Source organism: Nigerium sp., assembly GCF_039811905.1.
Classification (GTDB): domain Bacteria; phylum Actinomycetota; class Actinomycetes; order Propionibacteriales; family Propionibacteriaceae; genus Propioniciclava.
Genome location: NZ_JBDHZL010000090.1, coordinates 1 through 10,762, shown reverse-complemented (window position 1 = coordinate 10,762; position 10,762 = coordinate 1). Strand labels below are relative to the sequence as shown.

General features: G+C 71.6%; 10 protein-coding genes. 1 reads left to right on the top strand and 9 read right to left on the bottom strand.

Features of this window, described 5'->3' with window-relative positions; translation table 11 throughout:
- The coding region (locus WMJ97_RS12185; RefSeq protein WP_347349270.1) for a cadherin-like beta sandwich domain-containing protein at positions 1-2,036 on the top strand (2,036 nt) is incomplete at its 5' end.
- Positions 2,037-2,048: 12 nt separating this feature from the next.
- Here WMJ97_RS12185 and WMJ97_RS12180 read toward each other — a convergent pair.
- The 9 genes from WMJ97_RS12180 to WMJ97_RS12140 all read right to left on the bottom strand — a co-directional run bounded on the left by WMJ97_RS12180 (position 2,049) and on the right by WMJ97_RS12140 (position 10,408).
- Positions 2,049-2,231: a hypothetical protein gene (locus WMJ97_RS12180; protein ID WP_347349269.1), complete on the bottom strand. Its 183-nt coding sequence runs from the start codon at positions 2,229-2,231 to the stop codon at positions 2,049-2,051.
- 47 nt (positions 2,232-2,278) lie between these two features.
- Positions 2,279-3,220 carry a glutathione S-transferase C-terminal domain-containing protein gene (locus WMJ97_RS12175; RefSeq protein ID WP_347349268.1) on the bottom strand — a complete coding sequence of 314 codons (942 nt, stop codon included), beginning with the start codon at positions 3,218-3,220 and terminating at the stop codon, positions 2,279-2,281.
- A gap of 63 nt (positions 3,221-3,283) precedes the next feature.
- Entirely contained in the window at positions 3,284-3,475 is a 192-nt protein-coding gene (locus tag WMJ97_RS12170; RefSeq protein WP_347349267.1) for a hypothetical protein, read from the bottom strand.
- A 53-nt stretch (positions 3,476-3,528) separates the two neighbouring features.
- Positions 3,529-5,091, bottom strand: coding sequence for a PTS ascorbate transporter subunit IIC (locus WMJ97_RS12165; RefSeq protein ID WP_347349266.1), 1,563 nt, complete (start codon positions 5,089-5,091; stop codon positions 3,529-3,531).
- A gap of 19 nt (positions 5,092-5,110) precedes the next feature.
- Positions 5,111-5,932 (bottom strand): PTS sugar transporter subunit IIA, encoded by an 822-nt coding sequence (locus tag WMJ97_RS12160; RefSeq protein ID WP_347349265.1) that lies wholly within the window; start codon positions 5,930-5,932, stop codon positions 5,111-5,113.
- A 131-nt stretch (positions 5,933-6,063) separates the two neighbouring features.
- On the bottom strand, positions 6,064-7,104 hold the full coding sequence (locus tag WMJ97_RS12155; RefSeq protein ID WP_347349264.1) for an NAD(P)H-dependent glycerol-3-phosphate dehydrogenase: 1,041 nt from the start codon (positions 7,102-7,104) through the stop codon (positions 6,064-6,066).
- On the bottom strand, positions 7,101-7,784 hold the full coding sequence (locus tag WMJ97_RS12150; protein WP_347349263.1) for a class II aldolase/adducin family protein: 684 nt from the start codon (positions 7,782-7,784) through the stop codon (positions 7,101-7,103). The genes WMJ97_RS12155 and WMJ97_RS12150 overlap by 4 nt, the downstream gene beginning before the upstream one ends.
- A 9-nt stretch (positions 7,785-7,793) precedes the next feature.
- Positions 7,794-8,831, bottom strand: a complete 1,038-nt coding sequence (locus tag WMJ97_RS12145) for an alcohol dehydrogenase catalytic domain-containing protein (protein WP_347349262.1) — start codon at positions 8,829-8,831, stop codon at positions 7,794-7,796.
- A complete protein-coding gene (locus WMJ97_RS12140; RefSeq protein WP_347349261.1) occupies positions 8,831-10,408 on the bottom strand; it encodes an FGGY-family carbohydrate kinase in 1,578 nt (525 codons plus the stop codon). The genes WMJ97_RS12145 and WMJ97_RS12140 overlap by 1 nt, the downstream gene beginning before the upstream one ends.
- Between the last annotated feature and the right edge of the window lie 354 nt (positions 10,409-10,762).

Below are 10,762 nucleotides of genomic sequence, written 5' to 3'. Positions count from 1 at the left end.
CCGGGGGCGACGACGCGGTGACCCGGGCGGGCATGGCCGCGCTGATCGCCCGCCACTTCGACTGGGTGCACTCCTCGGAGTACCTCGACCCCTACAAGGCCCCGCAGCCGACCTACCGCGACGTGGCGGTCGGCCGCACGCGCTACGCGAAGGAGGTGGAAACCGCCCTCGAAGAGCGGGTGCTCGACGGCGCCGACGGCGTGTTCCACCCCGACCGGCCCGTCTCGCCCGAGGACGCCGCCCTCTGGCTGGCGCGGGCGTTCCTCAGCCCGTCGTCGGACGGACGCCCCACCCTGGACGCCGCCGGCCTCGCGACGCTCGCCGCGGCGGGTGGGCCCGGCGTCCAGGCGCTGCGGGACGCCGGCCTCCTCGCCCCGGCGGCCGGCCGTCGCCACGGGGCATCGGCTCGGGTGAGCCGGCGGCAGGCCGAGGACGCCCTCCGGCGCCTCGCCGCCGCGGTCGTCGCGCCCGCCCAGGTGATGTGCAAGCCCGGCACGACGGCGCCCCGGCGCTACATCACGATCACGACCCCCACGGCGGGGGCGACGATCCGGTACGAGTTCACGTTCGACGGGTCGGAGCCCGCCGACCCCACCGCAGCCTCCCCGACGTTCGACCTGCGGCGAAACGGCGTGCTGCAGTTCGTGAACCCGCTGGGCTCGGCCGTCGACTCCCGCTTCTACCGGCTGAAGACGGTCGCGCTGAAAGACGGCCTGCAGACCAGCGCCCCGCGCGAGTTCTCCTGGACCATCCTGCGGCCGCGGACGGGGGCCTTCCGGGCGACTCAGATTCACGAGCCGACGGCGACGAGCCCGGCCGTCTGGAAGATCAACAACCCGGCCGAGTACTACCAGGCGAACGTCTACTACCTGGAGGGCAGCGAGCGCGGCGTCCTCGTCGACGCCGGCGAGTACAGCTACGAGCGAGCGAACCTGAAGACGTTCGTCGACTCGCTGGCCAGCAAGCCGTACGACGTCGTGGTCGGCCACGCCCACCCCGACCACGCGGAGCAGATCTACAACTTCACCTCCGCCGGGGTGACGCTGTACGCGGCCGCGATCGAGAAGGCGGCCCTGATCGCGTCGACGCGCCCCGACTGGCAGGCGGCCGGCCGCGCAGCGGTCGCCGCGTCCGACGGTCACCAACTGGATCTCGGGAACGTGCAGGTGTCCCTCTTCCACGCGCCCGGCCACACCAACGGGCTCATGACCGTGCTGGTGAACCAGACCGGATGGGTCTATTGCTCCGATCACTTCGGCTGCAACCGCCCCTACACGGCCGACACGACGCAGTACAACGGGGTGAAGGCCGACCTCTTCCTCTCGCTGCAGCAGCAGCTCCTCGCCGGCTACCGGGCGCGGTGCGGCGAGGTGACCGCCGTGACCAACGCCCATCAGGACGCCGCCGTCACGATGGCGTGCGTCGACAACTTCGTGGGCTGCTTCCAGCGGCTCATCGACGACGGCGACGTCACCGAGCCCTCGATCCGGGGCGGCATCGTGGGCAACCCCACCGGGCCCGTGAAGAACTCGCGCATGAGCAAGATCGGCGACATGTGGCGCGACCGCGACTGGATGGCGATCGCCAACCCGCTCGGCAGCGGGTGGGACCAGCCGGTCGACTACCTGAGCGCGCCGACCGACGCCTTCCCGAGCGGCGTCGCGATCGACTACAACGCCCCGGGGGTCCACCGCCGGTACTCGGTGCTGTCGAACGTGGAGTTCGTCGGCGGGACGCTCGTCGGCGTCGACGTGTACTGGGCGGCCCCGGCCAACGGCGTCCCGAACAAGATCCCGAACAAGTTCGACCCGTGGACCTACGCCTACGCGGTGACGGTGCCGCGGGGCGTCCGACGCCTCACGATCAAGCCCACGGCGATGTCGAACCGCATCTCGGCGATGAGGGTCAACGGGGTGCCGCTGCGGCAGGGCGCCTCCCGAAGCCTCCGCGTCCGCCCGGGACAACGGATCACGGTCGACGTCGTCGCCGCCGACCGCCGGACGCGCAGTACCTACGCGTTCACCGTGCAGAACTGAGGGGCCGGCCCCTCAGCCCCGCCGCCCGGACGCCTCGCGCTCGGGCCGGGGCGCCGGCTTGGTGCGCTCGTTGAGCTCGATCCACTCGGAGTCGCAGCCGGGGCAGCGGTAGACCGGGGCCCCCTCGACGGAGCGGTCCGTGGTGATCTCGCCGCAGGCGTCCTGGCAGGGGTTGGTGATGAGCTGTCGCATCATGGTGTGTTTCTCCTTGTGGCCCCGGAGACAGCCCCGGGGCTTGCGGGTCAGCGCCCCACGTGGTGCGTTCGCAGGGTCTGGTTGCGTTTGCTCGGCGCGCCCCACCCGGACGTGTCGGGCCCCTTGGGGAGGATGCCGTGCGGGTTCTGCGCGCGGTTCCACAGGACGTACCCGCGCTTGATCGCGTCGAAGTCGGTCGTCGTGCCGAACTGCGGCTGCTGGTAGAGGTCGCGCGCGTACTCCCACAGGTTCGGGAAGTCGGCGAGGCGGCTGCGGTTGATGCCGAACACCGAGTTGTACGCGATGTCGAACCGCACCAGCAGCGCGAACAGGAAGATGTCGGGATCGGTGATGTCGTCGCCCATGAGGTAGCGGGTCTGGCCCAGATGCTCCTCCAGGTCGTCGAGCCGGGCGAAGAGCTTGTCGAACGCGGCGTCGTAGACGGCCTGCGTCTCGGCCTCGCGGATCTGGAAGACGCCGTCGTTGATCTCGGTGAGCAGCACCTTGTTGAGCTTGTCGATGTCTTTGCGCAGCGGCTCGGGGTACAGGTTCGGCGCGGTCGCGGAGTGGTACGGCGTCCAGCCCGCCTCGAACTCGTTCGCGAGGAACTGCTCGTCGTTGTTCACGATCTTGCCCGACTCGGTGTCGACGAGGGCCGGCACGGTCACGCGGCCGTCGTAGCCCGGCGAGGTCGCGAAGTACGCCTCCGACAGGTACCGGATGCCGAGCACCGGGTCGACGCCCTCGGGATCCAGCGAGAACTGCCAGCCGCGCTCGGCGCGGACCGCGTCCACCCGGCCGAGGCTGATGACCTCGTCGAGGCCGAGCAGGTTGCGCGCGATGAGCGCGTGGTGCGACATGGGGCACATGTCGGACACGACGAGCCGGTACCGATCGGGCAGGGGGGTCAACTCGCCGGTGCTGAACTTCTCGGTGAACGCGTTGCGCTCCTTCGGGGCGGGCGTGGGGGCGGTGCTCACTTCGGTCATCTCGGTCCTTCCATCTCGATCGAGCCTAGCGGACGCCACCCACACGACCACCCCTGACGGTGTTCACGGACGGGTGACCTCGTGGGCGACGGCGTCCGCGATCGACCCGTCCAGGTTGCGGGGCGTCCACCCCTGCTGGCGGGTCCATTCGCTGCCGCAGCCGGCGCACGCGAAGACGAGGTCGTCGCCGATCACCTCGCCGGTGGGCGTCCAGTCGCACTTGCTCTGACAAGGGTTCTGTCGCAGGGGGCGCATACGTTCACTCTTGCACGGACGCGGCCCAGCGCCGGGCCGGACGCGGCGTCCGGCTACCCCTCGGGCGGCGGCGGGGGAACCGGCGCGCCCGCCGGCGGCGGGATCTTGGCGTACCGCTTCGCGGAGCCGGACGCCTCGTCTCCCGGCCCGGGCTCGGGACCCGACGCGGCGGGACTCTCGCGTCCGGGCGCCGGGTCCCACCCGGTCGCGACGACCTTCCGCTGCATCTGGATCGCCGCGAACAGCAGCGCCGCGCCGATCACCGCGACGAGCACGAGGCCCACCCCGCCGCCGAGGCCCGCGGACGTCCCGACGAGGATGCCGAACCAGCTGAAGTCCGTGTCCCCGAACGTCGTGTTCTCGTCGCCGAACGCGCCCAGCACCTTCAGCAGCAGGGCCGGCAGGAACGTGATCAGCAGGCCGTTGACGAGCCCGCCCAGCGCGGCGCCGCGGCGTCCGCCGGTCGCGTTGCCGTAGACGCCCGCCGCGCCGCCCGTGAAGAAGTGGGGCACCAGGCCCGGCAGGATGAGGGCCAGGCCGAAGGCCGGCCCGAGAGCCACGGTCAGGACGCCGAGGCCGATGAGCCCGCCGGCGAAGCTGCACAGGAAGCCGATCAGGACCGCGTTCTGGGCGTAGGGGAAGACGATCGGGGCGTCCAGCGCGGGGATCGCGCCGGGCACGACCTTGGCCGCGATGCCCTGGAAGGCGGGGACGAGCTCGCCCAGGATCGTCCGGACGCCGAACAGGATCACGGCCACGGCCACGCCGAACTGGAGGCCCTGGGTCACCGACGACATCAGGTAGTTGCCGACGCTTGACGACGGGTTGCCCCCGGACGCCGCGAAGGCCGCGAACGCCGTCTCCTCGCCCGCGCGGGCCAGGTAGATCAGGGCGACGACCAGGTACATCAGCACCATCGACAGGGCGGTCGCGACCATCGAGTCGCGCAGGAACCGGAGCGACTCCGGCACCTTCATCTCCTCCGTCGAGCGGCTCTTGCCGCCGACGAGGCGTCCGGTCGCGCCCGCCGCGACGTAGCCGAGCGTGCCGAAATGGCCGATCGCGATGGAGTCGTCGCCGGTGATGCGCCGCGTCCAGGGGTGCGCGAACGCGGGCAGGCTCACCATGAGGATGCCGAGCAGGACGCCGCCGAAGCCGACCACGACCGGGGGCGCGTACCCGGCGGTCGACAGCACGATCGTGAGCAGCGTCGCCATGAACAGGATGTGGTGGCCGGTGAGAAACACGTAGCTGAGCGGCGTGAACCGGGCGAGCACGAGCGAGATCGCGAACCCGAGGATCATCAGCCACGCCACCTGCGCCCCGTACTGGGCCTGGGCGATGCCCACGATGGCCTCGTTCGTCGGGATGACCCCCTGCGCGCCCGCCGCCCCCTGGATCATCACGCCGAGCGGCCCCAGGGACGCCGTGACGAGCGTCGCGCCCGCCCCGATGAGCAGGAACCCGAGCGTCGCCTTGAGCGCCCCGCCGACGACCTGACCGACGGTCTTGCGCATGGCGGCGAGCCCGACCGCAGTGATGATGCCGATGAGGAACGCGGGGACGCTCAGCACCTCGTTGACGAGGAACTCCGCGATGCCGACCAGCCAGTTCATCCTGATCTCCTTCGATGTCTCAGATGTCGTACAGCTCGCGCAGGGCGGCGTCGATCTCGGTCGTGGACGTGAAGTTCTCGATCACCCGCACCGGGACGCCCACGTCACCCAGCGCCCGCGCGATCTCCCCCGAGGTGAGGATGAAGTCGGCCTCCTTCGCCTTGCCGCGGGCCGAGATCGTGTCGGTCGCCTCCACGGTGATGAACGGCGCCCACCGCCAGCGGTCGAGCACCTGCTCGAGCGTGTTCTTCAGGAACAGGCTCGTGCCCAGCCCGTTGCCGCACACGGTGAGGACCTTGTTCTTCGCCCTCCCCGAGGACGCCGCCGGCTCGGCCGCGCGGGGGTTTTCCTCCGGGTCGCTTGCGGACGCCGTCGGGCTCCCGGACGCCGCGGCGCCGCCCGTGAGGACGGCCAGCACCTCGCCGGGGGAGGCGGCGGCGTCCAGCTCAGCCTTGCGCGCCGGGTTCGCGAGCACCTTCGCGAGCTCGGCCATCGCCTGACGGTGGGTCGTCGAGTCGAGCGCGGCGAGCGCGACGACGAGCGTGACGGGGTCGTTCGTCTTGTGCCCGAACTCCACCGGCTGGGCCAGGCGCACGTACGACAGCCCGGTGCGGTGGACGGCGTCGCTCGGCCGGGCGTGCGCGAACGCGAACCCCGGCGTCAGCACGATATAGGGCCCGTGCTCGACGACGCTGTCGATCATCGCCTGGGTGTAGCGGCCGTCCGCGACCCCGGTGGCTTCGAGCAGCGCGCCGGCGGCCCCGATCGCCTCCTGCCAGGTGGACGCCTCGACGTCGAGCCGGATCGCGTCCTCGGTGAGCAGGTCGTGAAGGTTGGTCATGTCCGCGCCTCTCTGCGGGAGGGAAACGTCCTTCGTGGGAGTGCTGTCAACCTAGCAGCGCGACGCCCCCGCGGCGACGCGACCGACCGGGCCGGGCGGGGGGCGTCGAGCACCCCGGCGCCCGGCCGTCCTCAGCCGGCCCGGCCCGGCAGGACCGCCTCGGTCACGAGGCCCGCCGGATCGTCCGCGCCCGCGATGACGGCGTCCACCGCTGCGAGCAGCGGCAGCCGGTCGGTGAGCCCGGCCTGCTCGGCCAGGCGCACGGCCAGGCCGGCCGCCGGGACGCCCTCGACGGTCTGCTCGGCGGCCACCATGGCGTCCAGGGCGTCGCGTGCGGGCTCGCCGCGCCCGATGCGCAGGCCGTAGACCTTGTTGCGGCCGGAGAGGCCGGTCACCTCCAGGTCGCCGACGCCGGCGAGCCCGTACGCGGTCGCCGGGTCGGCGCCGAGCTCGGTCGACAGCAGCGACATCTCCCGCACGGCTTGGGAGAACGTCGCGGCCTTAAGGTTGTGATGGGGGAAGCCGGTGGCCGCCTCCAGCCCGTCGGCGAGGCCCAGCGCGATGGCGTAGACGTTCTTCATGGGTGCGCACAGCTCGACGCCGACTTCGTCGTCCGTCGGCTCGATGCGGTAGGCGTCCGTGGAGATCTCGCGGGCCAGCCGGTGCGCCACCGCGGCGTCCGAGCAGCCGTAGATGGTCGCGGTGGGCTTGCTGCCGGCCACCTCGTTGGCCTTGCACGGGCCGGCGACCGCGCAGATGGGCGGGATCCGGACGCCGCGGGCGTCCGCGATGCGCCGGATCGCCGTGGGCAGCAGCTCGATCGTGCCCGCCTCGTCGGGGCAGAACCCCTTCGAGGTGAGCATGAGCACCCCCGCGCGGGCGATGCCGTCGAGGGCCAGGTCGGTCACCTTCTCCACGCCGACCGAGGCGACCGACAGGACCACGACGTCCGCGCCGTCGAGGGCGGCGTCCAGGTCGGCGGAGCGGAAGAGGCGCGTCCCGGGCGCGAGCGGGATGTTCGTGCGCGGGTGCGGCTTGCCGCGCTCGCAGGCGTCCAGGAGGTGGTCGTCGAGCCAGGTGCCCCAGAGGCGGGTGTCCCAACCGGCCGCGACGAGGGGCGTTGCGAGGGCGGAGCCCATGGCTCCGGCGCCGAGGATGGTGATGGTGCTCATGCGTGGTCGTCCTCCTGTTGGTCGGTCTGCTCCGGTGCGGGACGCGTGCTCTGCCCGTAGCCCTGCAGCAGCTCGCCGGCCTCGGCCATGAGCTCGGGGGAGAGCAGCTTCACCGGCGCGCCTGAGCCCATCGCCCGGAGCTGGATCTCGCAGATGTACTCCAGGTACGGCAGCAGCGCCGCCGCCTTGGGCAGGGTCGGGCCGATCGTGATCGCCCCGTGGTTCGCCATGAGGGCGCCCTGACGCCCGGCGAGCGCCTCGGTGACGTTGCGGGCGAGTTCGTCGGTGCCGAACGTCGCGTACGGCGCCACCCGGATGAGCCCGCCGAACATCGCCGAGTAGTAGTGCGAGCCGGGCACCTCGTCGACGACGAGCCCCAGCGCGGTGGACGCCGGGGCGTGGTTGTGCGTGATCGCGCGGGCAGGCGTCCCGGCGTACACGGACAGGTGCAGCGGCAGTTCGCTCGAGGGCTTGAGGACGCCGTCGACGCGCCGGCCGTCGAGGTCGACGACCACGACGTCCGCGGGGCGCATCTCGGCGTACTCGACGCCGCTCGGAGAGATCGCGATGAGGTCGTCGTCGCGGACCGACACGTTGCCCGCCGTGCCCACGACGAGACCATCGCGTTGCATCATCAGGCACGTCTGAAGGACCTGATCGCGCTCGTCAGCCATCAACATGGACGCCTCCTAGGGTCGCAGGATGTACTTGCTGCCGACGCCGCGCGCCATGTCCTCCAGGCTGTCGATCAGCGCCTCCAGCGGGCGGATCTCGGTGCACAGCGACAGCCCGTCGAACTTGCCGGTCGACAGCAGCTCCACCGCGATCTTCACGTACCGCGGCTGGTGATGGTAGGTCCCGAGCACTTTGTACTCCTGGTAGTGCATCGCGACCGCGTCGATGGTGAACGTCGAGCCCGCCTTCGGGCCGCCGAACATGACCGCCGTGCCCCCCGGCCGCAGGCAGCGCCACGTCTGCTCCCACACCTCGGGCAGGCCGGCGCACTCGATGGCGACGTCGGCGCCGCGTCCCCCGGGGGTGATCGCGCGGATCCGGGCGGCCCGCTCCTCCGGGTCGTCCACGCCCGTGAGGTCGACGACCTCGCGGGCGCCGGCGTCCAGGGACTGCTGGAGGCGTCCGGGGGAGACGTCGGCGACGATCACCGTCGCGCCGCGCAGTTGGGCGAGCTTGATGAACATCTGGCCGATGGGTCCGGCGCCGTTCACGACGACCGTGTCGCCGAGCGCGATGCCGGAGTCGTGGACGCCGTGCACGACGCACGCCAGCGGCTCGAGCGGGGCGGCCGCCTCGAAGGGGAGCGAATCGGGGATCGCGTAGGTGTTCCGCTCGACGATGGCATTCGGGATCACGATCTGCTCGGCGAACGCCCCGTTCAGGTACTGGAGGTTCTCGCACAGCGACTCGCGCCCGATCTGACACGCCCAGCAGGCGCCGCACGGGCAGGTGTTCGCCGCGACGACGCGCTGCCCGACGGCGAACCGGTCGACGCCCTCGCCCACCTCGGAGACGACGCCCGCGAACTCGTGCCCGAAGCGGGCCGGCAGCTCGGGGAACAGCGTCGGATGCCCGCGGCGGAAGCTCTTCAGGTCGGTGCCGCACGTGGCGGCGGCCTTGATCGAGACCGCCACCTCGCCGGGCCCCGGACGCCCGGGCTCGACGTCCTCGAGCCGCAGGTCGCCGGGGCCGTGGAAGATCCAGGCGCGCATCAGAGATCAGCCACTTCGTCGTCGGCGGCCTCGTGCTCGGTGAGCTCGCCGTACTTGACGGCGAACGCGTGGATCTCGTCGTTGATCTCCTTCAGGGCGGGGTACATCTTGCCCTGGATCGCCGACAGCTCGCCGTAGATGCGGTGGCGGTCGGCGTCCGGCTCGGTGACGTCGCCGAACTTGGCCATCTGCTGCGCGTACGTCGCGATGTCGGGCTCGCCGTGGACGCCCGTGATCGACATGGCCGCCACGGCGGCCCCGAGGGCGGAGATCTCGTCCTCGGTGCAGGCGGTGATGGGGACGCCGAGGGCGTCCGTCATGATCTGGCGCCACAGCGGGCTCCGGACGCCGCCGCCCATCGCGCGGATCTCGGTCACCTTCGTGTCGAGCGTGCTCTCGAGGCCCTCGAGGCTACGGCGCATCTCCAGGCCGATCGCCTCCAGGATCGACCGGTAGAACGCCGCCGGCGTGTGCGCGCCCTGCCAGCCGGCCATCGCGCCGCGCGCGATCGGGTCCCAGTAGGGGCTTTGCACGGCGTTCCAGTACGGCATGGTCAGCAGGCCGCCGCAGCCGATCGGCAGCTCGGCCGCCCGCTTCTCCAGCTTCGGGTCGGGGCGTCCCTTGAGGCGCTTCTTGCCGAACGTCTGCCGGAACCATGTCGACAGGTACGCCCCCGAGCTTTGGAGCAGTTCGAAGTCGTACCAATCGGGGACGCCGGCGGCGAGCGTCCGGAAGGCCTTGGCGAACTTGTAATCGGGCCCGTGGACGCCGGCGACGACGGCCGTCCCGAGGTTGAGGTACATCACGTGCGGCTCGGTGGCGGCCGCGCCGACACCGGCGGCCTGCCCGTCGCCCATGCCCGCGACGAGCGGCAGCGGCTGCGTGAGCCCCCACGCCTTCGCGATCGCGGGATCGACGTCGGCGATGACCTCGCCGGGTTTCACCAGGTCGGGCATCTGCTCGCGGGTGACGCCGGCGATCGTCAGCAGGCGGTCGTCGAACTGCTGGGCGGCGATGTCGAACAGGCCGAGCGAGTCGGCGCAGGCCACGGAATCGACCCACCGGCCGGTGAGCCGGAAGACGAGGTAGCCGTGGACGCTGACGACCTTGTGGGCCTTGGCGAGCAGGCCCGGCTGGTTCTCCTTGACCCAGGCCATCTTGTAGATCGCGGGCGTGATGTCGGCGGGCTTGCCCGACAGCGCGTGGATCTCGTCGCTGCCGTACTTCTTGATCTGCTCTGGGGCGCGTCCGTCGAGCCACAGGATGCCGTTGCGCAGCGGCTGTCCGTCGGCGTCGAACGGGGCGAACGTCTCCCGCTGGTGGGTCATGCCGAGCGCGACGATGCGCTCGCGGTCGGCGTCCTTGAGCGAGCCGACGGCCTCGGCGATGGCGTCGTTCGTGGTGGTCCACCACTGGAGCGGGTCGTGCTCGTAGAACGCGGGCGCCGGCGTGTGGAGCGGGATCTCGCGCTTCCCCAGCGCCAGGACGCGGCCCTCGGCGTCCACGATGATGGCCTTGGTCGACGTCGTCGACGAGTCGATCGCGATGACGAGCGGATCGGATGCTGCTGCGGACATGGTCGGAACCTCCCTCGGCTCTTCGCTGAGCCGGTCGTCTCACCGCCCGGCGTCGACGCCGCGGCGGCCTGCCACGGACCCATCATCGCGCGAGACTGTCCGGTTGAGGAGGCCAGGGGCATACGTGCACTTGGGCTGTGGGTCGTTGAACGCGCCCCCGTGTGCGTTTCTACCTGACGTTCTCCACACTCTGGTGTGGAGAACGTCACACAGCAACTCGACGCCGGACGCCCCGGGCATCGCGGGCCCCGGACGCCTGACCACGTGCCGCACGTGTCGATGATCGCGGTCGTGGGCCTCGGACGCGGGCCTGGCGCCGCGGGCCACCGGGTCGCGGGCCTCCGGGTCGCGGGC

Bases quoted from the DNA above. Each gene is read 5' to 3' on its own strand.
- WMJ97_RS12180 (WP_347349269.1), bottom strand. From the start codon at position 2,231: ATGATGCGACAGCTCATCACCAACCCCTGCCAGGACGCCTGCGGCGAG.
- WMJ97_RS12175 (WP_347349268.1), bottom strand. From the start codon at position 3,220: ATGACCGAAGTGAGCACCGCCCCCACGCCCGCCCCGAAGGAGCGCAAC.
- WMJ97_RS12170 (WP_347349267.1), bottom strand. From the start codon at position 3,475: ATGCGCCCCCTGCGACAGAACCCTTGTCAGAGCAAGTGCGACTGGACG.
- WMJ97_RS12165 (WP_347349266.1), bottom strand. From the start codon at position 5,091: ATGAACTGGCTGGTCGGCATCGCGGAGTTCCTCGTCAACGAGGTGCTG.
- WMJ97_RS12160 (WP_347349265.1), bottom strand. From the start codon at position 5,932: ATGACCAACCTTCACGACCTGCTCACCGAGGACGCGATCCGGCTCGAC.
- WMJ97_RS12155 (WP_347349264.1), bottom strand. From the start codon at position 7,104: ATGAGCACCATCACCATCCTCGGCGCCGGAGCCATGGGCTCCGCCCTC.
- WMJ97_RS12150 (WP_347349263.1), bottom strand. From the start codon at position 7,784: ATGTTGATGGCTGACGAGCGCGATCAGGTCCTTCAGACGTGCCTGATG.
- WMJ97_RS12145 (WP_347349262.1), bottom strand. From the start codon at position 8,831: ATGCGCGCCTGGATCTTCCACGGCCCCGGCGACCTGCGGCTCGAGGAC.
- WMJ97_RS12140 (WP_347349261.1), bottom strand. From the start codon at position 10,408: ATGTCCGCAGCAGCATCCGATCCGCTCGTCATCGCGATCGACTCGTCG.